This window comes from Actinomadura alba, assembly GCF_014323705.1.
GTDB classification, from domain to species: Bacteria; Actinomycetota; Actinomycetes; order Streptosporangiales; family Streptosporangiaceae; genus Actinomadura_C; species Actinomadura_C alba.
In genome coordinates, this window is sequence record NZ_JABVEC010000027.1 from 22,624 (window position 1) to 46,426 (window position 23,803).

The following is a 23,803-nucleotide window of genomic DNA, read 5'->3' on the forward strand; positions in this document are numbered from 1 at the left end:
CGTGGCGCCCTTCGGCTGACGACAACGCTGACGATAACGACCCCAGCCGCTGACAGCTTTCCGCGCATGCCCACCGCCGTACGACCTCGGCTAGCGGACTGGCAGCAGGGCAGTTGTCACTTCTGAGGGTCACCCGGTCAGGTAGTGGAACGCCGGCTCGGGGTGCATCAGGAAGCCGTGGTGCGAGATGTTCCAGGCGTACGCGCCGGCCATCCCGAACGCCACGAGGTCGCCCTCGCGCAGGCGGCCGACCGGCACGGCGCGGGCGAACACGTCCTTCGGCGTGCACAGCTGCCCGACCAGTGTCGCCGTCCCGGGCGGGCCGCCGTCCGGCTCGGCCGCGCCCCAGCGCGGCAGGACGGCGAACGGCTGGTCGTGACCCTTGGCGGCGGGGGTGCGCAGATGGTGGGTACCGCCGCGCAGCACCGCGAACGCCGCATCCCGGGTGTGCTTCACCTCCAGCACGTCGGTGACGTACCAGCCGTGATAGGCGGCGACCGCCCGGCCCGGCTCCACGCGCAGCGCCCGGCCGTCCGCCGCCAGCCGGGCCAACCCGGCCCCGTACGCCGCCCAGTCGAAGCGCTCGCCGGGAGCGCGGTAGTCGACCGCCATCCCGCCGCCCAGGTTCACCTCGGCGGCGTCCATGCGATCGGCCCAGCGCACGATCCGGCCGGCCAGTTCCAGCATGACCGGCGCGGCCAGCCCGGACGCCAGGTGCGCGTGCACGCCGTACGGCCTGACCCACGGCATCCGGGGCAGTAGCTCCAGGCACCGGGCGATGGCGGCGTCGTCCATGCCGAACGGGCCGTCCATCGTGAGCGCCGCCCCGGCCACCGTGACGTCGAGATTGGCGCGCAGCAGCACGCCGGGTTCGTGCCCCAGCCGCCGGGCGATCGCGGCCAGCCGCTCCAGCTCCCGCGGGCTCTCGACGTGGATGCGGTGGACGCCGGTGCGCAGGGCGAGCTCGAGCTCCTCGTCGGTCTTGCCGGGGCCGCCGAAGGCCAGCCGCGCGCCGGGCAGCGCGCGCGCCACGTGGGCCAGCTCGCCACCGGACGACACCTCGATCCCGTCGACGTATGGCTCGAGGGCCGCGAGGATCGGCGGGTCCGGGTTGGCCTTGGCCGCGTAGAAGATCTCCACGTTGGGCAGCGCGGTACGGATCGCGGCGGCGTGTTCGCCCAGCCCGGCGAGGTCGTACACGTACGCGGGGAACCGTTCCAGTTCCAGCGCGCAGGCGCGCACCCGGGGCGGCGGTTCCAGCATCACCGCGCTCCGAACGGGCTCGGCACCGCGACGTAGCCGGCGTGGCGGTCGGCGGCGCGCTCCCATCGGTTCCGCAGGTTCGCCTTGCCTGGCAGCGGGACCCCGGCCAGCAACGCGCGCAGCCGCGCGGCCCCTTCGGGCCGGATGCTCTGCGCGTGCTCGCTCGCGTAGCGCTCGACGCGGCGGTGGGCCAGCCGCCACAGTTCGGGCTCGGCACCGGGATGCACGTCGGCGATCGTCGCCGCCAGCTCGGCCAGATGATTGACGAACAGGCAGTAGACCACCCGGTTCCAGCCCTGCCCGGCCTCGTAGGTCAGCGATTCGCGTACGCGCGGAGGCAGGTCGGACAGCTCCCACCGCCCGTCGTGCCCGGCCACCAGCTTGGTGCCCTCGAGATCCCGGAAGATCGCCTGGACGGGCCGGTCGGTGGCGTCGACCGCGACGAGCACGTTCTGCAGATGAGGTTCGAGCACGACGCCGTACGCCAGAAAGGCGTGCAGTACCGGTGGCACGACCAGCCGCACGTAGGCGTCCCACCAGGCCAGCGCGTCCTCGATCGGGGTGCCCGCGAGCAGCCGGGTGAGGGAGGCCGGGCTGCAACCGTACGGATCGGCGAGGGCGGCGGCGAGCAGAGGGGAGCCCGCGTGGCTCCGTACCCCGGAGCGGACGATGACGCCGAGGCCCTCGTGCAGCCGACGGTCGGCGAGCGTGACGGTGCGGTAGGCCGGCTCGGCGAGCAGCGCGCATCCGTCGAAGGCCCCGGCCAGTTCGGCGAACACCGGCCGCAGCATCCGGCTGAGCGCGACGGCGCCGGTCAGCTCGTACCACGCGTTCTTGCGGACGCAGTTCGTGATGCGCACGTCGAGGCTGAACTTGCAGAACAGATCGGCGGCCGGCAGGTAGGCGGTGCGCACCGACGAGGTCGGGACGGCCTCGGGACCCGTGGCGCCGAGGTCGAGCACGCCTCCGCCGGCGAGCGCCGCCCGCAGGACGGGCCGCTCGGCCAGCAGGGAGAACTGCCATGGGTGCACCGGCAGGGTCCGGTATCCGGGCGGCGCGGGCGGCCCGAGCAGCTCCAGCGGCGCCGGATCGCCCTCCTCGGCGACCAGGTCGGCGCGCACCGCGAGCCACCGGAGCCGGAAGCGGGCGCGGGCCTCGGGTGCGTACGGAAGCCACTCGGCGGGGGTGCCCTGCCGGGCCTTCGGTGCCGGATGGAAGCGGTGGCCGGCCACGAGCGCCTGCTCGGACTCGATGAACCGATCCACCTCGGATTCCCGCACGGGTCCGCGCGCCTCGATGAGCGCCGCCATCGCGGTGTGGCCGGCGATGACCTGCTCGGTGAACTCGGGGTTGGCCCGCCCGGTCGCGAGCTCGAGTTCCCCGGCGGTCAGATCGGCCAGCCGCCGCCAGCCGACCGCGAGCCACTCGGCGCCGCGCTGTTCCTCGATCGGCGCCGCGAGCGGATAGGAGGGACCGTACGGCGCCCTGCGCAGCCGGGCCCGGAGCACGACGCCCACCCGTGGCAGCCGCAGGACCAGATGCCGGCCGGTCCGGCGCGCCTGGTGCTCGGGCACGCACACCTCGCGCACCAGGCAGTTGAGCAGCGCGATGCCCGTGGCGTCGTCGGCGTTGAGAACAGGGCGGGTCAGGAGCACGTGTCGCCTCGGAGGTAGTTGGGTGCGGGGGGTCCGTAGTGCTTGTTGACGTCACGGGCGCCGGTGCGGGCCTTGTCGACCAGCGTCCCGGCGGTGACCATCGCCTTGGTCGGCAGCCGGTCGGCATGGAGGGTTCGGCTGCGTAGGAGGCCGGCGGGCCCGGCCGGGTCGTGCCGGTCGAGTGCCTCGCCGAGCCGTTCCCTGAGCATCGCCAGGCCGGTGCCGAGCGGCAGCAGCCCGCGCTCGGCCAGGCCGAACGCCACCGCGCCCGCGCACAGGTGCAGGGTGATCGTGACGAAGACGCGGGCAAGCGCCTCGGGGTCGCTGGTGGTCATCCGCGCGTCGGCGAAGTCGTACGGCCCTGCGCCGAGGGCGGCGGCCAGCGTGCCGGGATCGACAAGCGCCCCGTCGTTGTCCTTGAGCAACAGCGACGGTCGCCGCGCGTCGTCGCCGATGACCAGCGAGACGTTCTGCTGATGGGCCTCGAGCGCGATGCCGTACCGGGCGAACAGGGTGACGTTCCAGCCGAAGAGCGCGCGCAGGTAGCCGTCGAAGAGCTCAGGCACGGGCCAGCGCTCGATGACGTGCCCGCCGCCGGGGGCTTTCGCCAGCAGCGCCGCGACCGGCACGACGTGCGCGCCGCGGGTCTGTTCCGGCAGCCGCCGGACGAGGTAACCGAGCAGCGGATCACCCGCGTGCCCATAGGTCTGCTCGTCGGCGAGCAGCACGGGCGCATCGGGCTCGCGCTCGCCCACGGCGCGCAGGATCCGCTGCATGAGCGCCCCGTCGGCGAGGGTGCCGGGCACTATCGTGCGGCGGTTGCGCAGGCCGAGCGTGCTGGTCGGCAGCGGCAGCTTCAGATGCGTCCCCGCGTCGACGGCGACGGTCCGCATCGACAGCGTCGGCGTGACCTCGAGGTACGGATCCGGGGCGCGCACGACCGCGAGATCGCGGCAGGGGAGTGGGGTCAGCGGGTGCAGGGGGAGCAGATCGGTGTCCGGGCGGGAGGGCAGGCCCACGTCGGCCGGATCGGGCCACCAGGCGGGCCGCTCACCCGACGCGACGACCCGGTGGCGGGGCACCGCGGCCCAGTGCAGCGCGAACGTCGGGTGGAACTCGGGTGCGTGACGCCGCAGGTCCGCCTCGGTGAGGCCGGTGCGGCAGCGGGCGGTCGGATAGACGGGGTGGTCGGTGAACGCGGCGAGCGCTTCGTAGTAGGTGCCCGACCCCCGGGGGTCGACGCGCGCCAGCCGGGCGAGCACGGCGGCGTGCTCGCGGTCGTGCAGTCGCGCCGTGGCGAGGGCCTGGCGGCATTCTTCGGTGAAGGCGGCCATGTCGTCGCGAGGGTCGGCGAGCCGGCTCGCGGCGGCCAGCACGTCGTCGAGCCGCAGCGCCGCGTCCGGTGCGACGGTCGCCTCGGCCAGGAACCCGCCTCGGCGCAACGGCACGGCCGGGCCGCCCGGCAGCCTGAGCGTGCCGCCGGTGATGTGGCGGCGAACGCCCCCGTAGTCCTCCAGCAGCAGCGAGCCGAGCACGCGTGCGGCGAGCCGGCACTCGGTCGTCTCGCCGGCCGCCTCGGGGACGGTCATCCGTGCAGCTCCCAGGTGTGGGCGGAGCGGAACCGCGCGACGCACGCCTCGACCCGTTCGCGGTCCGGGCCGATCGCCCGGATCGTGCCCAGGTAGTCCCGGTTGGTATGGGTCAGTGTGATGACCTCGCCGGGCCGGCGGAGCGGCCGGTAGCTGAGCCGCACGCCGTCCTCGGCGTGCTCCACCGCGCCGGGGACGGCGCCGAGCGTTCCCGAGCGCTCAGCGAACACGTAGTCGACCAGCGCGTGCCCGCCGCCCGCGCCGCGGTGGTCACCCAGTCGCTCGCCGAGATGGACGCGCAGGACGTGCTCGAAGACCGGAACGCCCAGCAGGTCGGCGAGCAGGAAGTCGCAGTGGTCCCCGATGATGCGGTAGTTCACCTCGATCAGCCGGGCCCGTCCCCCGGACACCACGAACTCGGTGTGACACGCGCCGAATCCGACGCCGAGCGCCGAGAGCAGCGCCAGGACCCGATCGGTGCCGTCCGGCGGCGGTGCCCACTCCAGCCGCTGCTCGGCGAAGTACGGAGGCGGGGACAGGATGGTGCGGAACGACCCGAGCACCCGGGTCGTATGACCGTCGCCCAGGGTCTCCAGGGTGTGGAGGTGGCCGGGCAGGTACTCCTCCACGATGAGCGGCTCCGGGCGGGTGATTTCGCGGCGCCGTGCCGCCAGTTCGGCCCGGTCGGCGACGAGCACGACGTCCTCGCTGGCCACGCCCTCGCGCGGCTTGAGCACGAGCGGGTAGGGGGCGTCGTCGGGCACCTCGTCCGCGGGAGCGGTGAACACCGGGTCGAGCTCGGCGAGATGGTCCCGCATCAGCGCCTTGTTCTTGGCGCGCGTGGCGGCCCGCCAGTCCTTGCCGGGCAGGCCGAAGTAGGCCGCGGCGAGGGCGGCGGGCGCCTGCAGATGGTCGCTGTTGGAGAACACCGCGGCGGGCGCACGCCGGATCCGCTCGATGATCGCCCGGAAGTCGGTGACCTCGCAGGCGACCACCTCCTGAGGGGCGGATGCGCCGGTCGCGGCGCAGGCCCGCACGTGGTCGGCCGGCCGGTCGGTGAGCACCGTGACCGCGAGGCCCAGACGGGCGGCCGCCGGCAGGAAGCCCTGCGTCACCGAATCGGTCACCTTGCCGGCGACGAGATACAGCCGGTCGGCCACGACCCAGCCTTTCTAGTGAGGTAAGGCTTACCTAAACAAGGAGAACCATAGTGGCTGGGCCGGGTGGACCGGGCTCAACCACGAGAAATCGCGTGTCGCGGAAGTCGGCGAAGATGGAGGGCATGGACCTTGTGGACCGATGGGTCGAGCTGGCCGGACCAGGCGCGCGTCGCATCGGCGTGGACATGACCGCCCGCTATGGCGAGCCGCACCGGCGCTATCACACCCGTGAGCACCTCGCCGACGTGCTCGACTGGGTCGACGAACTGGCCGACCATGCCCGCGACCCCGACGCCGTACGGCTGGCGGCATGGTTCCACGACGCCGTGTACGACCCGCACCGGCACGACAACGAAGAACGCAGCGCCTGGCTGGCCGAGCGCATGCTGGCCGACACAGATCTCGGTCCGGGTGTGACAGCCGAGGTCGCCCGGCTCGTACGGCTGACCACGACGCACGCTCCCGCCGAGGGCGACACCAACGGTGAGGTCCTCTGCGACGCCGACCTGGCGATCCTGGCCGCGCACCCCGAGCGGTACGCCGCCTATGCCGCCGCCGTACGGGAGGAGTACGCCTTCGTGCCCGAGGAGCACTTCCGGCAGGGCCGTGCCGATGTGCTGCGCGGCCTCCTGAACCTGCCGGAGCTGTTCCGCACCCGGCCCGCGCGGGCGCGCCTCGAACAGAGGGCCAGGCACAACATCGAGACCGAACTCATGCTGCTGCGCAGCTGATCCATGGCCCCAGAGTTCATGGATTCTCGCGTACGCGGATCCCGGTTGCCGTCGCGGTCGATCGCACCTGACGCTCGGCAACGGGGATCCGTTGGCACGGTAGCCACTTTCGGCCAACATGCGCATTCAGCATAAAGGCTCTATTTTGCCCTTATTGCGAGCACTAGAGTTCTCGCCACTTTGATCTGTTAGTGGACGAGAGGACTCCATGCGTCTGAAGCGTCGTATCACCATGGCCGGATCGGCCACGGCCTTGAGCGCCGCCGCGCTCATCGCGGTCCCTCCGCCGGCGGCCTTCGCCGCACCGCTCGGCGTCTCCAGCGACTTCAACGGCGACGGGTACAGCGACCAGGTCATCGGTGCGCCGACCGCGACGGTCAGCGGCAAGAAGTCCGCCGGGTACGTCGCGGTGGTGTACGGGTCATCCAGTGGCCTGAACAGGGCCACGCGGCAGATCTTCCATCAGGACTCCGCCGGCATCCAGGGCGCGGCCGAGACGGGAGACCAGTTCGGCTACTCCACCGCCGCCGGTGACTACGACGGCGACGGGTTCGCCGATCTCCTCATCGGCTCGCCGGGTGAGGATCTGGGCGCGGCACGCGATCCCGGCACCGTGACGTTCCTGCGGGGTGGCCCGTCCGGACTCACGGGTGGGCCCGCGTGGTCGGTCGAAGCCGACTCGAGCGACACCCTCATCGGAAGGTCTCTGGCCGCCGGCGACTTCAACCACGACGGATACGCAGACTTCGCCATCGCCGGCGGCAACCTGTTCACCGTCTTCTACGGCTCGCCGCAGGGTGCGGCGCGCGCTCCGCAGGAACGCCAGGCCCGCCAGACCCGGCAGCGGACGCTCGCCGCCGCGCCGGTCATGACGTCGACGGTCGCGGCCGGCGACGTCAACAAGGACGGATACACCGACGTCGCCTGGCAGATCCTGAACGGTGACCACAACCTGCTGACCTTCTTCCTCGGCTCCGCCGACGATCTGCGCGAGCAGAGCGGCGACATGGTGTACATCCCCGGCGAGATCGGCCAGGCGATCGCCGATGTCAACGGCGACGGCTACGGCGACCTCATCTCGGGCCGGCCGTACAGCAGTGGGGTCAAGGGCGGTGCGGTGTCCATCCGCCCGGGTACCGCGAAGGGCCTGAACTTCAGCAAGTACTACACCGTCCACCAGAACACCTCTGGCGTGCCCGGCGCGAGCGAGGAAGGCGACGGCTTCGGATACTCGGTGGCGGCCAAGGACCTGAACGGCGACGGACGGGCGGAGATCGCCGTCGGCGTGCAGGGCGAGGACAAGAGCACCGGCATGGTCGTGCTGCTGCGCGGCAGCTCGACCTGGACGCTCGGCAGCGGTGCCAAGGTGTTCACCCAGAACACCTCTGGCGTGCCCGGCAACAACGAGGCAGGCGACCGCTTCGGCCGAGCGGTGGCCTTCAACGACCCGAATCACGACAACCGGCCGGATCTCGTCATCGGGGTGGCCGGTGAGAACGCCTGGGACGGCAGTGTCGTGCTGCTCAAGGGAGCCGGCGGGACCATCGGCACGAGCGGCGCCGGCGTCCTCACCCCGGCGGGGGTCGGCGGGCCCGGCAGGGCCGGCTCGTTCGGCGCGTCGTTGCACAACTGAACCGGCGATGTCCTGGGCGTCGGCCTAGAGCGGTGTCAGCCTGAACCGACATCGCGGGATGTCGGCTCAGGCTGACACCAGGACACCGATGGCGGAGTGGCGGATGCCACGAGATTCCCTCACGAACGCGCGCCGGGGGCGGGGCGTGGGGATTTGCGGCGGCGCAGACCGGCTCCGGTCAGGCGGGTCAGCAGCTCCTGGCAGCCGACCGGCTGGGCGCCGAGTTCGATCGCGGTGTCGTAGAGGTCGGCGGGCACGTCGTAGTGGTCGCGTTCGAACGCCCGTGGCGGCATCCCGAGCCGGCCTGCGAAGACGTGCAGTTCCTCGTACGAGGAGTCGCTGACCATGTGGGACCACACACGTCCGCGCGCGGGCCAGAGCGGCCGGTCGATGAGGATCGTCACCGGACTAGAGTGCCATGGGTATTCGCATGCGAACGTAGGTGGTGCTGAGTGACGGAGTCGCCCCTCGGATGGCTGGCGCTGGCCCGGGGCACCCTCGACCGGATGTCGGCCCGGCGCCGGGACGACGACTGGGTCGCCTCTCTCTGGAGCGATCCACGGACGCGCGTGGTCGTCGTCGAGGGCGGGAGGGTGCTCGTGTCGCACGAGCCCACGCCCCGCCTGGTGTTCCTGCCGCCGGACCGGGCGCCCGAGGGTGAGCGCTACCTGCTCGGCGTGGACGACGACGAGATCGCCTACTTCGCCGTCTCGGGCGCCCTCCCCGCGGTCGAGGCCGCCGAGCCCGCCGGGCTGAGGAGGGTCGGCGCGCTGCTCGGCGACCGTGACTCGGGGCTGATGACGCATGCCGTGGCGATGCAGAACTGGCACACGACGCACACGCACTGCCCGCGTTGCGGTACCCCGACGGAGCTCACCTCGGCCGGGCACACCAGGACCTGCCCGGCCGACGGCTCGGACCACTTCCCGCGCGTGGACCCCGCGGTCATCATGCTGGTGTACGACTCCGACGACCGGATCCTGCTCGCCCGCGGGCCGAACTGGCCGGCCGACCGCCGCTCGATCCTGGCCGGGTTCGTCGAGCCGGGGGAGTCGCTGGAACAGGCGGTCGCCCGCGAGGTGCACGAGGAGGTCGGGCTGACCATCGAGGACATCCGCTACCTCGGCAGCCAGCCGTGGCCGTTGCCACAGAGCCTGATGATCGGGTTCTTCGCCCACGCGCGAGACGGCCAGCGGCTGCGACCCGACGCCGAGGAGATCGAGGACGCGGCGTGGTACAGCCGCGACGAGCTACGGATCGCGATCGAGACCAAGAAGATCGTGTCGCCGGGCCCGCTCTCGATCGCCAGCCGGCTGATCACCCGGTGGTACGGCTCCGAGCTCCCCACCTCAGAACCCTTCTGACCACCTCAGAACCCCTTCTGGCCCCACGCCGCCGTCACCAGTCGTGATCATGCAGTTGTTCGCGTCTTCCCTCTGTGGCGGGGCGCCGTACCCCTCTGTGGCGGGGCGCCGTACCGCGAACAACTGCATGATCACGGCAGAGGGTCCGCTGTCGTGTTCCGGCTCGGGATCGGCCGGCCGCGCATAAGTGCATGATCACGGCTGAGAGAAGGGTCACCGAGGTGTCGTCCGGCTGCGAGATCACGGCGCCCGAGACGCGACCTCACGGTCGTGCGCAATCTGCGCCGCCGTGTCCGGATGTACCCGGGTCGTGGGCGCCCGGGTCAGGCGAGAGCGGCGAGACGGCTCTTGACCTGCTTGGCGGACGGGTTCGTCAGGGCCGTCCCGTCGGGGAAGACCACGGTCGGCACGGTCTGGTTGCCGCCATTGACCTTCATGACGAACTCGGCCGCCTCGGGGTCTTTCTCGATGTCGACCTCGACCATCTCGATGCCCTCGCGAGCCAGTTGGCTCTTGAGTCGGCGGCAGAATCCGCACCATGACGTCGTGTACATCGTCAGCTGGTCGGGCGTCGGCATCGCCATCGGTCGGTCGTCCCCTCAGGTTGATCAAAGGTTGCAATGGCACAACGCCCCGGGGCGGGCCTGCATTCCACCGATCGTCCTTCCGCGTGTCGTCCCTTCGGGTGTCCCTCCGCGAGCGGCGGCGCCGTCCCTCCCGCGACAATGGCACGAGGGTTCACCCGGCGACGGGGCCGGTTCGCGCGGCGACCGGTGGGAGGATGGTCCAGCGGGAAACCCGGCGCGCGACGAGTGGAGGGCGATTGGAAGCCGACGCGGTCCTGGAGGGTCTCGATCCGGAGCAGCGCGCGGTCGCCGAGGCCGTGCGCGGGCCGGTCTGCGTGCTCGCCGGCGCCGGCACCGGCAAGACGCGGGCCATCACCCACCGGATCGCCTACGCGACCCTCACCGGCATCGTGTCCCCGCAGCGCGTGCTCGCGGTGACGTTCACCACGCGGGCCGCCGGTGAGCTCAGAGGCCGGCTGAGGCAGCTCGGCGCGCCGGGCGTGCAGGCCCGCACGTTCCACGCCGCCGCCCTCCGGCAGCTCACCTACTTCTGGCCCAAGGTTATCGGCGGCGAGCCACCCAAGATCATTGAATCCAAGATCGGGCTCATCGCCGACGCCGCCCGGGCCTGCCGGCTCTCCTTCGGCCGTACCGAGCTGCGCGACGTCGCCGGCGAGGTGGAGTGGGCCAAGGTCACCCAGACCAGGCCCGAGGACTACGCCGCCGCGGCCGCCAAGGCGGGCCGCAAGCCGCCCGTGGACGCCGTCGACGTCGCCCGGATCTACGTCATGTACGAGAGCCTCCGCCGCGAGCGCAACCTCCTCGACTTCGAGGGGATGCTCGAGCTCACCGCCGCGGTCCTCACCGAGCACCGCGACGTCGCCAACCAGGTGCGCGAGCAGTATCGCTACTTCGTCGTCGACGAATACCAGGACGTCAACCCGCTGCAGAAGCTGCTGCTCGACACCTGGCTGGGCGACCGCGACGACCTGTGCGTCGTCGGCGACCCGAGCCAGACGATCTACTCCTTCACCGGCGCGACCCCCTCGTACCTGCTCGGGTTCACCAGGGACCACCCAACGGCGCAGGTGGTCCGGCTCGTCCGCGACTACCGCTCCACCCCGCAGGTGGTGAAGCTGGCCAACGACGTGCTCGCGCGGCGCGGCACCGGCTCGCGCGGGCAGGTGCCGGGGGTGGAGCTCATCGCGCAGCGGGACGACGGGCCCGAGCCGACCTTCGCCGAGTACGACGACGAGGTCGCCGAGGCCGAGGACGTCGCCCGCAAGGTCACCAAACTGATCGAGAACGGCGTGCCGGCGCGCGAGGTCGCCGTGCTGTTCCGGATCAACGCGCAGTCGCAGATCTACGAGCAGGCGTTCGCCGACGCCGGCGTCCCCTACGTGCTGCGCGGTGCCGAGCGCTTCTTCGAACGGCCCGCGGTGCGCGAGGCGGTCGTACGGCTGCGCGGTGCCACGCGGTCCGGCGGCGACGCCGAGACCGACGGCATGGGCCTGATCGCGACCGTACGGCACGTGCTGTCGGGCATCGGCTTCACCGACAAGGCGCCCGAGGGCACCGGCGCGGCTCGGGAGAAGTGGGAGTCGCTGGCCGCCCTCGCGCAGCTCGCCGAGGACATGGCGGCCGCCGACGCGGCGGCCGGTCTCGTGGAGTTCGTCGCCGAGCTCGAGGAACGGGCCGCTGCGCAGCACGCGCCGCCGCTCGAAGGCGTGACGCTGGCCTCGCTGCACGCCGCCAAGGGCCTGGAGTGGGACGCGCTGTTCCTCGTCGGGCTGAGCGACGGCACGTTGCCGATCATCTACGCCGAGACGCCCGAGCAGATCGAGGAGGAGCGCAGGCTCCTCTACGTCGGGGTGACCCGGGCCCGCGAGCACCTCGCGCTGTCGTGGTCGCTGGCCCGCGCGCCGGGCGGGCGCAAGGTACGGCGTTGCTCGCGGTTCCTCGATGGGATCGCCCCGCAGACGTCGACGTCGACACCCGCCCGCATGCCGGCGACCGACCGAAAGAGGTCGGCGAAGGGACCGCAGCCGTGCCGGGTGTGCGGCCGGCCGCTGACCGCCGCCCTCGAACGCAAGCTGGGCCGCTGCCAGGGCTGCCCCGCGGACCTCGACGAGGCCTTGTTCGCGGACCTGAAGGCGTGGCGGGTGGCGGCCGCCAAGGAACAGAAGGTGCCCTCCTACGTCGTGTTCACCGACGTGACCCTGCAGGCGATCGCCGAGCGCAGGCCGGCGACCGAGGCCGAGCTCGCGGTCATCTCGGGTGTCGGCCGCGCCAAGCTGGAGCGCTACGGCGCCTCGGTGCTGGCGCTGTGCCGGGGTGAGACCCCGGCCACAACGACCGACCTGCTTGACTGACCGCCGTGAAGGAATCTTTGACGGAACTGCTCGACTTGCTGGACCTCGAGCAGATCGAGAACGACATCTTCCGCGGCCGCAGCCCCCAGGACCGGCAGCAGCGGGTGTTCGGCGGGCAGGTGGCCGGGCAGGCGCTGGTCGCCGCGGGCCGTACGGTGCCCGTCAACCGCCCCGTGCACTCCCTCCACGCGTACTTCATCCGGCCCGGCGACCCGAGCGTCCCGATCGTCTACACCGTCGACCGCGTCCGCGACGGCCGGTCCTTCACCACCCGCCGGGTGTCGGCGATCCAGCACGGCAAAGTGATCTTCACGCTGTCGGCGTCCTTCCAGATCGTCGAGGACGGTCCCGCGCACCTCGCGCCGATGCCGCAGGGGCCCGATCCCGAGACCCTGCCGACCTCCCATGAGCGTCTCGCGGCCCTGTTCGGCGATCGGTTCGCTGAGGAGTTCGTACGGCGGCGGCCGTTCGACGTCCGGCACGCCACCCCGCTGACCTGGGAGGCGGCCAAGGACCCCGGCCTGAAGACGCCCGAGTCCAAGGTCTGGCTGAGGGTCGACGGCGACCTGCCCGACGATCCGCTGCTGCACGTGTGCCTGATGACGTACGCCTCGGACATGACGCTCCTCGACACGGTGTTGCTCAACCACGGCCTGGCCTGGGGCGACAAGCGGACCATGGGGGCGAGCCTGGACCACGCCATGTGGTTCCACCGGCCGTTCCGCGCCGACCAGTGGCTGCTGTACGCCCAGGACACCCCCGCCGCCGGCGGCGCGCGCGGGCTGGCCCGAGGTCAGGTGTTCACCGAGGAGGGCGAACTCGTCGTCTCGGTGATGCAGGAGGGACTGATCCGGGTCACCGAACCGGATCAGTGACCGGCCCCGGCGCCGGCCGACGGGGAACCCCCGCCGGTTCCCGTAAAAGTCGCCAAGAAGTCACATCATCGCAGGTCAAAAATACCTTGATTGATTTCGGGGTCGCCCCGTACGCTCTACGCGAGCACTCAAACGGTTCGGTGCCCGGTGCACCGAACCCGAGGAACCAGAGAGGTGGTGGCAGTCCGGTGAGGATCTTGATGTCCAGCGACATGACCTGGTCCGTGACTGTCGCATGCCCGGGTTCCTATGCTCAGTCACCCGTGTTCATGCGGATAGACGCCGACGCGCTGAAAGACGTGCGTCACGTCATCCCGTCGCGACTCGAGAATCTCGGCTCGCGACTGCGCGACGAGCAGCGTTTCCAGGTCAAGCAGGGGCGGAGTGTCATCTCCGCCGCCAGCCCAGTCGCTACGACGGCCCACGTGGGCGCCACCGAAGGTGGCGTGTCGGGTCCGTACCCCTGGAGGCAACCGGTTTAGACACCGGCAATTGCCCCCAGGCCGCGGATCCAGACACCGGATCCGCGGCCTTCTTGTTTTGTCCGGGCCCTCATCCACAGGGGCCAACCGACGAACCCGTTGAGATACGACGCAGAAAATGGGGTGACACAGCGATGCACGGGACCGCGCTCAACACGAGCGTCGAGGACCTGGCGCTTCCGTGCCGTACCGACCCGGAGCTCTTCTTCGCGGAGGCGCCGGCGGACGTCGAGCTGGCCAAGGCCCAGTGCCTTGACTGCCCGATCCAGCGGGCCTGCCTCGCCGGCGCTCTCGAGCGCCAGGAGCCGTGGGGTGTCTGGGGCGGCGAGCTGTTCGTCCGTGGCGTGATCGTCGCGCGCAAGCGCCCGCGTGGGCGCCCGCGGAAGAACGCGGAGGTCGCCGCGTGACGACTTCTGTCGGAGTGGCCGGATCGCCGGTCACGGGAGCACATCGGGCCGGTGGCCGCGCGCCGTCCGCGCGGCCGCCGGTCCAGATCATCGAGCCGGGCGCCGACCAGGCGCTCCGCCGCGTCAACTTCAGCAAGGAGCGCAAGGTGAGTTTGCTCAGCGTAGAACTGTCCCGCGAGCGAATACGTGAGCACGACCGGCAGATCGAGAGGCTGAGTGCGATCGCACAGGTGCGCGCCATGCGGCGCGCGCGTCGGGACGCCCAGGCGAGGGCGCTTCGGGTGCGTCGCATCCTGTTCACCCGGTAGGGGCACCGCGCGGAACGCGGTAGTGAGGCCGGCCCCGCTCTTCTTGGATGGTTTGGCGGTGGCTGGACTCCCGGGTGGGCACGTCGAACGGGACCCCTGGGCCTGGCGGGACGCCTCCCGCACCCGGTCCAGGGGTCCCGTTCGGCTGTGAGGATGCGGGCTGCGGCGACCGGTCGCGCCCGCCCTGACCGAGGCGCCGGGCACGTGGTCGAGGCTCGTGCGGTTCACCGTGCCCAGGTGCGGATCGGCCTCGATGGAGATGAGCGGGAGCGAGACCGCCGCAGTGGAGTCGGCCCCGGTGAACGATCAGTACTTCAGCGTGGTGACGCGCCTGATCGGGATTCTCGCGAAGCCTGTCTCGTCACCGAAGATGATCGTTTCGGTGCGGCTTCCGACGATGATCGCGAGGCTTCCGATGCCGTACGGCGGCTGCCAGGTGGCCGGGTTCGGCCGGAAGGGGCGGTTCTCCGATCTGTGGGCTTCGGGACGACTATCACCCTGCGCCGTTCGATTCGGTGGTTGGTATTGCGGGAATCGGCCAGTACCGACCCGGAATCGAGCTTCTTGGTGCTCGTTCGGCGAACCTCCCTTCGCGCTACGTATTCCCTGCCGCGTGGGGGTCGAGGGACACGCACACGTGCCGGGTCGCTTGATCCGACCTGAGCGGCGGCCCTGGTCATCGCCTGGGCCCGGTCGGCGGTGAACGCGGCCAGAGAACCCGTGCCGGCGAAGGTGAGACCGATCACGGCGCAGATCGAGGATGTCGAGGCTCTCATGAATTGGACTCCGGAACGCGATGACCGACCTTTGTTCTCTCGCTCGGTGATCTTCCCGATTCAATTCGACTGATTCGAACGGCCGGAGGTTTTTGTTCGTGCTTTACCGTGTGACGCCATCGTGATCCGGAATTCTGGGCAGTTATCAGCGCATTACCGCAGACCGCCGGGCGGGGGGATCACGGCCTGGGCGGCCGTCCTCAAGCGGAGTCGGCGTCCTCGCCCGCGAACACCGCGTCGTCATCGGCTCCGGCGGGTTCGTCGGCGAAGCCCGGGACCCACGCGAGGGCCTCGCCGCGGAACGGGCCCTCGGCCTCGAGCTGGCACAGCACGCCGGTGCCCGCCGTGACGACACGGTGGATGAGCACGTACGACGGCGGCAGGTTGAGCTGGCGGACGACGTTGGTGGGTCGCAGATCGGTGACCCTGGCCGCCTCCTGTCGCAGCCATTCGCGGCTGAATTTGAACGTCTCCTCGATCAGCGGCTCGGCCACCGGGGCGATGAAGGCGTGCAGCGCCTCGGGATCGATCTCGACGCCGTCCCGGATGAAGTCGTCTTCGCGCAGCGCCTGCTCGATCAGGTCGAGGTCGAGCATGGTGCCGATCCGCATCAGCCGCCCGATCCGGCGGTGGAACCCTCCCGGCAGCCGGTCGACCGCGCCGAAGTCGAGCACGCCGAGGCGGCCGTCGTCGAGCAGCCGGAAGTTGCCGGGATGCGGGTCGGCGTGCAGCAGCCCGCAGCGCGCGGGGCCGGAGAACAGGAAGCGGCAGTACAGCAGGCCGGCTCGATCACGCTGCTCCTGCGTGCCCGCACTAATGATCTTGGACAGCGGAGTGCCGCCGTCCATCCACTCGGTGACGAGCACGTGGCCGGACTGCGCCACCACCGCCGGGACGAAGAAGTCCGGATCGCCGTCGTAGGCCTCCTGGAAGGCCGACTGCGACGCAGCTTCGATCGTGTAGTCCAGCTCCTCGGCGACCCGTTCTTTCAGCTCCGCGAGGATCGACTTGATGTCGAGGCCGGGCATCAGCACGGCGAACAGCCGGCTCAGCCGCGCGAGCTGGTTGAAGTCGGCGATGAGGGCCTTGCCGGCGCCGGGATACTGCACCTTGACCGCGACGGTGCGGCCGTCCTCCCACACCGCCTTGTGCACCTGGCCGATCGAGGCCGCCGCGGCCGGCGTGTCGTCGAACTCGATGAAGCGATCTCTCCAGCCGGCTCCGAGGCCCTCCTCGAGAACCTTGTGGACGGTTCTGGCCGGCAGTGGCGGCGCCGCCTCCTGCAGTCTGGTCAGGGTGGCGCGGTAGGGTCCGGCGATCTCGGCCGGCAGGGCCGCCTCGAAGATCGACAGCATCTGGCCGACCTTCATGGCGCCGCCCTTGAGCTCGCCCAGCACCTTGAACAGCTGATCGGCCGTCCGCTGCTGGATCTCCACGGCGACGAGTTCGGCCGGCCTGCCGAGGGTGCGCTTCCCGACCCCGAGGGCGGTGCGCCCGGCGAATCCGATGGGCAGGGACGCCAGCTTCGCTGTCCGCGTCACCGCGCGGCGGGGGAGATCGCTCACGGGCCCCATTGTCAGTCATGCGGATGATTCTCGCCACAACGGTCTTTGACGGACATTTTACCTGATCTCCGCGGCGAGGCGCCTACCTGCGAGGATGGAGTAAGCGTGTCCTTGCTCACGGCGGCGGCCAGGGGCTGGGCAGGCCCGCGAGCGAAGGTCCCGGCCGCTCGGCCCTCCGCTTTCCTTCCCCTGTCAAGCGGGTGACCGAGCGGCTCGGGGCCTCCGGGTCCGGTGGGCCGGAGGTGAGCGTTCTCTCGGCGCCTGTTGAGACACAGAAGGTAAGCGGGGCCGGACGAGGCGTCAACGCACCTCTGTGGACGGTGGTGTGGACTCCGTGGGGACGGCACGGCGGGTCACTGTGGAAACCGCCCGCCGACCCTGTGGAAACCGCTGGGGATGAGCAATTTGGTCGCTGCTGACCTGGTAAAACGTGGCCCACCCCCTGTGGAGAATGCAAAATTTTCGGTACGGTTCTGTATCGTGCCCCCCAACGTCGAGGTCCGCCGCAGCGCCCGACGGCGGCGAACCGTGTCCGCCTACCGTGATGGCGACAAGACCATCGTGATGGTGCCCTCCCGGCTGAGCGCGGCCGAGGAAGAGCAATGGGTCGCGACCATCCTCCAGCGGCTCGCCGAACGTGAGCGCCGCCGCCGCCCGAGCGACACCGTGCTGCACGACCGTGCCCGCGAGCTCTCCCGCCGCTATCTGGGCGGTGACGCTGAACCGGTCAGCGTGCGCTGGGTCGAGAACCAGCGCAGCAGGTGGGGGTCGTGCACACCCGACGACGGCACGATCCGGTTGTCGACACGGCTGCGCGGCATGCCCTCATGGGTGGTCGACTATGTGATCGTGCACGAACTGGCGCACCTGCTCGTGCCCGGGCACGGGCCGGAGTTCTGGGAACTCGTGTCGCGCTACCCCAAGTCCGAGCGGGCCCGCGGCTACCTCGAGGGCGTCGTCGCCGCCGCCCACCTTCCCGAGATGGAAGACGAGGACGAGGACGAGATGGCGCACGAGGCCGCGGGTTGACCGGTCGGCATGTGGCGGTCCTGGCGGTGCCGGCGACCCGGGCCGCCCACGCGGCACCACCGGGGGTGGACGGCGAGGAGTTCCGGCTCGCCCTTCTGGAGGACACCTACGAGGTGGTCGCCGGGCTGGAACTGGTGACGCCCGCGCTGGTCGTCGCGCCCTCCGGTGACCGCGACGCCGAGGCGGTCACGTGGCCGGGCACCGCGATCGTACGGGAGGCGGCGCTGGGCCCCGCCTTCGGCGCTCTCCACGCTCTGGGCGCCCAGGAGGCCGTGCTCGTGGCACCGGACGCCCCGGACCTGCCGCCGCTGCTCATCGGCAAGCTGCTGCGTGCCCTCGGTGGGGCTCCCGCGTCCGCGACCCCGGCCGAGGGCGGCGGGCTGGTGGCGCTGGCCGCGCGGCTGCCGCTGCCGGACTGGCTGTCGGCCGCGCTCGAGACCGTGGATCTGGACACCCCCGATGCCCTGGCGCTGCTGCGTGCCGCGGCTCCACGCCCCGGGCTCGTGCCGACGGGTCCCGGCTGGCACCGGCTCCGTACGCCCGCCGACCTGGGCCTGCTCGACCCGGGGCTGGAGGGCTGGGAGAACACCCGGGCCCTGCTCGGCGGGCGTCCGCTGTACGGCTGAGCTCGTCACCCGCCGTCAGGCGAGTCGCCAGGTGATCTGGGTCACTCCGCCGCGCGCTCGCGGGTCAGCGCGACGGCGCTCGCGACGAGCCGCCGCAGGGCGTCGTCGGTGCGGTCGGGCAGCGCCTCGACCGGAAACCAGCGCAGATCGTCGGATTCGGCGCTGACCTGGTACCGGGCTCCGGCCGGCGCGATCGCGACGTACTGCACGTCGAGGTGGTGGGAGCCGCCGGGATGGCAGCGCACCGCGTGCCGGTCCAGCCGCACCGGGCTCGGCAGCATCCGCAGACCCGTGATCCCGGACTCCTCGGTGGCCTCGCGCATGGCGGCGTCACGCAGGGAGAGATCGCTGGGCTCACAGTGGCCGCCGAGCTGCAACCATGCCTTGACCTTGGTGTGCAGGGTCAGCAGTACCCGCGAACGCGAGGCGTCGAGGACGGCGGCGCTCGCCGTGAGGTGCCCGGTCGCGCACTCGCGCCACATGCCGTCGGCGTACGAGTGGAGATGACCGAGGAACTCACGGCGCAGCCGGTCCTGGGCGTCATCGGGCGCCGCCCATTCGCCGAGCACCCGCACCGCGTCGGCGTGCAGCGACCCCGCGGTCCGCGACCTCAGCGGTCCGCCCGGCGGGTGCGGGGTCACGAGGGGCCGTCGTCCTTGCCGCCTCGGGCGTCGTCATCTCCCGGCGTGTCTCCGGGCGTGTCCCCGGTGCTGCCCGACGGCCCGTTCCCGGTCGGAGGGGCGCTCTCGCCCGGCGGCTCGGTGAGAGCCGAGATGTCGAGATCGTCCTGTGTTCCCTTGATGAAGGCGTCCGGGTCGTTGAGGTCGCCCGAGGTGGGCATGAGGTCGGGGTGCTGCCATACGGCGTCGCGCCCGTCGATCCCTCGCTCGGCGCTCAGCCCGCGCCACAGCACTCCTGCCTCGCGCAGCCGCCGCGGGCGCAACTCGAGGCCGACGAGTGTGGCGAAGGTGCGCTCGGCCGGCCCGCCCGTCGCCCGGCGGCGGCGTACGGCCTCGGCGAGCTTGGCGGCGGCCGGCAACCGGCCTTCGGCCACCCCGTTGACGACCGTGTCGACCCAGCCCTCGACCAGGGCGAGCGCGGTCTCGAGCCGGGTGAGGGCCGCCTTCTGCTGCGGCGTCTCCTCGGGCTGGAGCTGCAGCTCGCCGCCGAGCGCCTGTTGCAGTGCCTCGGGGTCGCTGAGGTCGAGGCCGGAGACGGCCTGCTCGAGCCGGGAGAGGTCGACGGTGATGCCGCGCGCGTACTCCTCGACCGCGCCCAGCAGATGCCCGCGCAGCCAGGGCACGTGGGCGAACAGCCGCTGGTGGGCGGCCTCGCGCAGCGCGAGGAACAGCCGGATCTCCTCGTCGGAGACCTCCAGGCCGGAGCCGAACGCGGTGACCCCGGCCGGCAGCAGGGCGCCGACGCCCTCGGGCGCCAGCGGCAGTCCGACGTCGGCCGACCCGACGACCTCGAGCGCGAGTGCCCCGAGCGCCTGGCCGGCCTGCCCTCCGACCATCGCGCCCGCCATCTGGCGGATCATGCCGACCAGCGGTCCGGCCACCGCCTGCATCTCGCCCGGCAGCGCGCCGCCGAGGGAGTCGACCATGCGGGCGGCGATGGGATCACAGAGTTTCGACCACACGGGCAGGGTCTGCTCGATCCACTCCGACCGGCTCCACGCCTGCGGCGCGCGGATGCCCGCGGGCAGCGAGGTGCCCTCGTCGAGCCAGAGGTCGGCCAGTCGCAGGGCCTCCTCGACCTGGCGGCGCTCGGCGTCGACGATGGACGGATCGCCCTGCTCGGCGACCGTGTGGCGAGCGATGTTCTTGGCGAGGTCCCAGTTCAGCGGGCCCCCGCTCTGGTCGCCCTGATGGGTGAGCATGTCGGCGAACCGGTGGAGCATGTCGGCGAACTGCCGCATGTCCCCGCCGCCCATGCCCGCGAAGGGATCTTGGGGCTTGTCGTCGTCGCCGTCGTCGTCGCGCGGCCGGCCGAAGCCGAAGGGTATGTCACTCATCGGTTGACCACAGGCTGCATGATGGGGTCATAACGCCACGTTAGTCGGTCCAGGCGAAGAGGTGCACAGAGGAAGGGGGCGCTCGCCATGGCAAAGGGGCAGGTTCGCCCTCGGCGTAGCAGGGGGCCGGTCGTCGCGATCACCGGTGCGGCGACGGGTGCCGGTCGTGCGCTCGCGGCCCGGCTCGCGCAGTCGCAGGAGATCCGCAAGGTCATCGCACTCGACGCGCAGCGGGGGGACGTCCCGGACGTGACCTGGCGTGTCGTGGACGTTCGCGACCCGCTGCTGTCCAATCGGCTCTCCGACGTCGACGTGATGGTCCACCTCGACGTCGAGTGGTCGCCCGAGCTCGACCATCGGGAGCGGCGCACCTACAACGTGCGTGGCGCCCAGACCGTGGTCACCGCCGCGGCGGCGGCCCGGGTGCGCCGTGTGGTGCTCGTCACCAGCGCGATGGTGTACGGCGCGCTCGCCGACAACCCTGTCCCGCTGGCCGAGAACGCCCCGCTCCGCGGTGAGCCCGACGCCGGGATCGCCGGCGACTTCCTGGAGATCGAGGAGCTCGCGGGCCGGGCCCCGGTCACCCATCCGGGCATGCGGGTCACGGTGCTGCGGCCCGCCACCCTTGTCGGCCCCGGTATCGACACGGTCGTCACCCGGCACTTCGAGTCGCCCCGGCTGCTGGCCGTCAAGGGCTGCGCGCCGCGTTGGCAGTTCTGTCACGTCGACGACCTGGTGACGGCGCTCGAACTGGCCGTGCTGGACAAGGTGTCGGGTGTCGTGGCGGTGGGCTCCGAGGGCTGGCTGGAGCAGGACGAGGTGGAAGAGATCACCGGCAAGCGGCGGTTCGAGCTGCCCGCCGTGATCACTTTCGGCACGGCCCAGCGCCTGCACCGCATCGGCGTGACACCGGCACCGGCCACCGACCTGCAGTACGTGGTCTACCCGTGGGTGGTCGACTGCGCCGCCCTGCGCGAGGCCGGCTGGAAACCGGCCCATGACAACGCCTCCGCCCTCGCCGCGCTGGTCGAGGAGACCGCCGGGCGCCATGCGGTCGCCGGGCGCCGGCTCGGCGGCAAGGAGGCGACGATGGCCACCGCCGCGGGTGCGACGGTCGCGGTCATCGGCGCCGCCGCGGTCGTACGGCGGGCCCGCCGCAAGAGAAGGATCCAGTAGCGCGAAGAGGGAGGCTCCGGCCACGTGGACGCCATCGGCCTGATCGGTATCCGGGACACTCCGCTGTCGGTCGACGAGGTGCTGCGCGCCGTCGACGACCGCGGGGCCGGGGGCACGGCCCTGTTCGTCGGGACGGTCCGCGATCATGATCATGATCGGCCGGTGACGCGGCTGTCGTACAGTGCCCATCCCAGCGCCGAGCGGGAACTGCGGGCGGTCGCGGAGAAGATCGCGACCGACTTCCCCGTCAGGGGGCTCGCCGCCGTGCACCGCGTCGGCGACCTGGAGATCGGTGATCTCGCCGTCGTGGTCGCGGTGTCCTGCGCGCATCGCGGTGAGGCGTTCGAGGCCTGCCGGCGACTGATCGACGACGTCAAGTCCCAGGTGCCGATCTGGAAGAACCAGCTCTTCGCGGACGGTACGGCCGAATGGGTCGGGGCGTGCTGAGAACGGATTAGGCTTCCGTGCATGTCACGTCGCGCTGCCACACTCGCCGTAACAAGCATCCTGGTCTTGGTGCTCGGCCTGGTGGGTGCGCTGATCCCGGTGCCGTACGTCGCGCTGACACCGGGCCCGACGACGAACACGCTCGGCAAGAGCGAGGACGGCAAGCCGCTGGTCGAGATCGAGGGGCGGCAGGTCTACCCGGACCAGGGACACCTCAACTTCACGACCGTGGCCTACCAGGGGGGCCCGGGCAACCGGCTCGACCTGTTCACCGCGCTGCGCGGCTGGCTCGACTCCCAGACGGCGATCGTGCCCGAAGAGACGGTGTTCCCGAAGAACGAGACGGTGAAGCAGGTCGAGCAGGAGAACACCCTGCAGATGCAGAACTCCCAGCAGCTGGCCGTCGCGGCGGCGTTGAAGGAACTCAAGATCCCGGTGGGCAACACCGTGTCGGTGGTGTCGGTGGAGAAGGGCATGCCCGCCGACGGACGGCTGCGCAAGGACGACGAGCTGATCGCGATCGACGGGGCCAAGGTCGGCAACGTCGACACCGTCAAGGCCGCGATACAGAAGAGGAAGCCCGGGCAGAAGGTGTCCATCACCTACGAGCGGGACGGCGCGGAGCGCAAGGTCGATCTGACCACGGCGCCCTCCCTGTCGGACGCGTCGCAGGGGGTCGTGGGCGTCGTCCTGCAGGACAGCTTCAAGTTCCCCATCAAAGTGAAGATCAGCGTGGGGGAGGTCGGCGGACCGAGCGCTGGGCTGATGTTCTCCCTGGCGATCTTCGACAAGCTGACACCGGGCAGCCTGACCGGGGGCAGGTTCATCGCCGGCACGGGCACGATCACGCCGGAGGGCGAGGTCGGCGCGATCGGCGGCATCCAGCAGAAGATGATCGCCGCGCGTCGGGCGGGTGCGACGGCGTTCCTCACACCCGCCGGCAACTGCGCCGAGGCCGCCGCGGACGTGCCCAAGGGACTGCGGTTGATCAAGGCCGACACCCTGCACAGCGCGGTCACCTCGCTGGATGCCCTGCGCACCGGCCGGGGCACCGTGGCCGCCTGCCCCACCTCCTGACCCGCACCCGGCACACCCGCCCTGCGAACAACTGCATGATCACGGCAGAGGTTCTCTGTCGTGATCATGCAGTTGTTCGCATGGAACCGGTCATCGGTCGAAGGGCGCATCTCACGGCGAGGGTGCGGGATCAGGTCACTGTGCGGGGTCGGTCTCGTCGCCGGGCTCGTCCGGCTCCAAGGTGGCCGCCAGCGCGTCGGCCAGGGCCGGCACCAGATCCGGGCCGGACAGCACCTCGTCGTCGGCGTCGTGCTTGCGCGATCGCAGCGCCGAGTGCCTGCTGCCGTCCCGCAGCACCCCGACGACCACCCGTACGTCGTCACGGGCCGGATGCCCGGACGCGTAGGAGAGCATCTCCGCGTCGGTCTCGGGCAGATCGTCCTCGGCGTCCGGCGGCAGCACGATGCGCTCCACCACGAGGGCGCAGCCTGTGACCCCGTCCGGCCACGCGATCGCGGCCAGCACGTCCTCGATCGCCTTGTCGTCGGGCAGCGGGGGTTGCTCCAGCGCGGCGATAGTGTCGACGTCGGCGGGCAGATCCAGCTGGTTCGCCAGTTCGGGCTCCCCGGCCCGCAGTTCAGCGGTTTCCACGAGTGCGTAAAGGCGCGGTGGAGCGTCCCATCCGACCTCGGCCGAGTGCCGCTCAAGATCCAGTACAACTTCTTCCAAGTGGGTCACGTCGCCA

General features: G+C 71.3%; 22 protein-coding genes. 12 read left to right on the plus strand and 10 right to left on the minus strand.

Annotated elements, in window-relative coordinates; all coding sequences use genetic code 11:
• Positions 1 to 129: 129 nt before the first annotated feature.
• From HKK74_RS28580 to HKK74_RS28595, 4 genes are read right to left on the minus strand one after another with little or no spacing between them, the layout of a single operon-like run.
• A complete protein-coding gene (locus HKK74_RS28580; RefSeq protein WP_187246475.1) occupies positions 130 to 1,263 on the minus strand; it encodes a type III PLP-dependent enzyme domain-containing protein in 1,134 nt (377 codons plus the stop codon).
• Positions 1,263 to 2,918, minus strand: coding sequence for an IucA/IucC family protein (locus tag HKK74_RS28585; RefSeq protein WP_187246476.1), 1,656 nt, complete (start codon positions 2,916 to 2,918; stop codon positions 1,263 to 1,265). The genes HKK74_RS28580 and HKK74_RS28585 overlap by 1 nt, the downstream gene beginning before the upstream one ends.
• Complete coding sequence (locus tag HKK74_RS28590; RefSeq protein WP_187246477.1) at positions 2,909 to 4,507, minus strand: IucA/IucC family protein; 1,599 nt, start codon at positions 4,505 to 4,507, stop codon at positions 2,909 to 2,911. The genes HKK74_RS28585 and HKK74_RS28590 overlap by 10 nt, the downstream gene beginning before the upstream one ends.
• A complete protein-coding gene (locus HKK74_RS28595) occupies positions 4,504 to 5,667 on the minus strand; it encodes an ATP-grasp domain-containing protein (protein ID WP_187246478.1) in 1,164 nt (387 codons plus the stop codon). The genes HKK74_RS28590 and HKK74_RS28595 overlap by 4 nt, the downstream gene beginning before the upstream one ends.
• Positions 5,668 to 5,789: 122 nt before the next feature.
• Between HKK74_RS28595 and HKK74_RS28600 the strand changes: the two genes are divergently transcribed.
• Positions 5,790 to 6,398: an HD domain-containing protein gene (locus tag HKK74_RS28600; RefSeq protein ID WP_187246479.1), complete on the plus strand. Its 609-nt coding sequence runs from the start codon at positions 5,790 to 5,792 to the stop codon at positions 6,396 to 6,398.
• 208 nt (positions 6,399 to 6,606) lie between these two features.
• A complete protein-coding gene (locus HKK74_RS28605) occupies positions 6,607 to 8,031 on the plus strand; it encodes an FG-GAP-like repeat-containing protein (RefSeq protein WP_187246480.1) in 1,425 nt (474 codons plus the stop codon).
• A 119-nt stretch (positions 8,032 to 8,150) separates the two neighbouring features.
• Here the strand turns inward: HKK74_RS28605 and HKK74_RS28610 are convergent, their stop codons facing one another.
• Positions 8,151 to 8,435 (minus strand): DUF4031 domain-containing protein, encoded by a 285-nt coding sequence (locus HKK74_RS28610; RefSeq protein WP_187246481.1) that lies wholly within the window; start codon positions 8,433 to 8,435, stop codon positions 8,151 to 8,153.
• Between the two features lie 102 nt (positions 8,436 to 8,537).
• On the opposite strand from HKK74_RS28610, the gene nudC reads away from it, so the two are divergent.
• Complete coding sequence (gene nudC, locus HKK74_RS28615) at positions 8,538 to 9,395, plus strand: NAD(+) diphosphatase (protein ID WP_187246530.1); 858 nt, start codon at positions 8,538 to 8,540, stop codon at positions 9,393 to 9,395.
• Between the two features lie 323 nt (positions 9,396 to 9,718).
• Here the strand turns inward: nudC and HKK74_RS28620 are convergent, their stop codons facing one another.
• Entirely contained in the window at positions 9,719 to 9,979 is a 261-nt protein-coding gene (locus HKK74_RS28620) for a mycoredoxin (RefSeq protein WP_281398066.1), read from the minus strand.
• A 239-nt stretch (positions 9,980 to 10,218) separates the two neighbouring features.
• On the opposite strand from HKK74_RS28620, the gene HKK74_RS28625 reads away from it, so the two are divergent.
• The 4 genes from HKK74_RS28625 to HKK74_RS28640 all read left to right on the plus strand — a co-directional run bounded on the left by HKK74_RS28625 (position 10,219) and on the right by HKK74_RS28640 (position 14,405).
• Positions 10,219 to 12,333: an ATP-dependent DNA helicase UvrD2 gene (locus HKK74_RS28625; protein WP_281398067.1), complete on the plus strand. Its 2,115-nt coding sequence runs from the start codon at positions 10,219 to 10,221 to the stop codon at positions 12,331 to 12,333.
• A 5-nt stretch (positions 12,334 to 12,338) separates the two neighbouring features.
• Positions 12,339 to 13,208 (plus strand): acyl-CoA thioesterase II, encoded by an 870-nt coding sequence (gene tesB, locus HKK74_RS28630; protein ID WP_187246483.1) that lies wholly within the window; start codon positions 12,339 to 12,341, stop codon positions 13,206 to 13,208.
• Positions 13,209 to 13,824: 616 nt separating this feature from the next.
• A complete protein-coding gene (locus HKK74_RS28635) occupies positions 13,825 to 14,097 on the plus strand; it encodes a WhiB family transcriptional regulator (RefSeq protein ID WP_187246484.1) in 273 nt (90 codons plus the stop codon).
• A complete protein-coding gene (locus HKK74_RS28640) occupies positions 14,094 to 14,405 on the plus strand; it encodes a hypothetical protein (RefSeq protein WP_187246485.1) in 312 nt (103 codons plus the stop codon). Before HKK74_RS28635 ends, HKK74_RS28640 begins: the two co-directional genes overlap by 4 nt.
• Positions 14,406 to 15,381: 976 nt before the next feature.
• Here HKK74_RS28640 and HKK74_RS28645 read toward each other — a convergent pair.
• Complete coding sequence (locus tag HKK74_RS28645) at positions 15,382 to 16,746, minus strand: ABC1 kinase family protein (protein WP_187246486.1); 1,365 nt, start codon at positions 16,744 to 16,746, stop codon at positions 15,382 to 15,384.
• A 480-nt stretch (positions 16,747 to 17,226) separates the two neighbouring features.
• Here HKK74_RS28645 and HKK74_RS28650 point away from each other — a divergent pair, with 480 nt between their 5' ends.
• Positions 17,227 to 17,775, plus strand: a complete 549-nt coding sequence (locus tag HKK74_RS28650) for a M48 metallopeptidase family protein (RefSeq protein ID WP_312881872.1) — start codon at positions 17,227 to 17,229, stop codon at positions 17,773 to 17,775.
• The gene (locus HKK74_RS28655) at positions 17,772 to 18,401 is read left to right on the plus strand and encodes a glycosyltransferase family protein (protein WP_187246488.1); all 630 of its coding nucleotides are present in this window, start codon (positions 17,772 to 17,774) and stop codon (positions 18,399 to 18,401) included. Before HKK74_RS28650 ends, HKK74_RS28655 begins: the two co-directional genes overlap by 4 nt.
• 41 nt (positions 18,402 to 18,442) lie before the next feature.
• Here HKK74_RS28655 and HKK74_RS28660 read toward each other — a convergent pair whose 3' ends face one another.
• Positions 18,443 to 19,042, minus strand: coding sequence for an NUDIX hydrolase (locus HKK74_RS28660; RefSeq protein WP_312881874.1), 600 nt, complete (start codon positions 19,040 to 19,042; stop codon positions 18,443 to 18,445).
• Positions 19,039 to 20,418: a zinc-dependent metalloprotease gene (locus tag HKK74_RS28665; protein ID WP_187246489.1), complete on the minus strand. Its 1,380-nt coding sequence runs from the start codon at positions 20,416 to 20,418 to the stop codon at positions 19,039 to 19,041. Before HKK74_RS28665 ends, HKK74_RS28660 begins: the two co-directional genes overlap by 4 nt.
• 87 nt (positions 20,419 to 20,505) lie before the next feature.
• On the opposite strand from HKK74_RS28665, the gene HKK74_RS28670 reads away from it, so the two are divergent.
• From HKK74_RS28670 to HKK74_RS28680, 3 genes are read left to right on the plus strand one after another with little or no spacing between them, the layout of a single operon-like run.
• A complete protein-coding gene (locus HKK74_RS28670) occupies positions 20,506 to 21,594 on the plus strand; it encodes an NAD-dependent epimerase/dehydratase family protein (RefSeq protein ID WP_187246490.1) in 1,089 nt (362 codons plus the stop codon).
• 24 nt (positions 21,595 to 21,618) lie between these two features.
• Positions 21,619 to 22,041: a molybdenum cofactor biosynthesis protein MoaE gene (locus tag HKK74_RS28675; RefSeq protein WP_187246491.1), complete on the plus strand. Its 423-nt coding sequence runs from the start codon at positions 21,619 to 21,621 to the stop codon at positions 22,039 to 22,041.
• 21 nt (positions 22,042 to 22,062) lie between these two features.
• On the plus strand, positions 22,063 to 23,118 hold the full coding sequence (locus HKK74_RS28680; protein ID WP_187246492.1) for a YlbL family protein: 1,056 nt from the start codon (positions 22,063 to 22,065) through the stop codon (positions 23,116 to 23,118).
• A gap of 135 nt (positions 23,119 to 23,253) precedes the next feature.
• On the opposite strand, the gene HKK74_RS28685 is transcribed toward HKK74_RS28680, so the two are convergent.
• Positions 23,254 to 23,796, minus strand: coding sequence for a PPA1309 family protein (locus HKK74_RS28685; protein ID WP_187246493.1), 543 nt, complete (start codon positions 23,794 to 23,796; stop codon positions 23,254 to 23,256).
• Positions 23,797 to 23,803 lie beyond the last annotated feature (7 nt).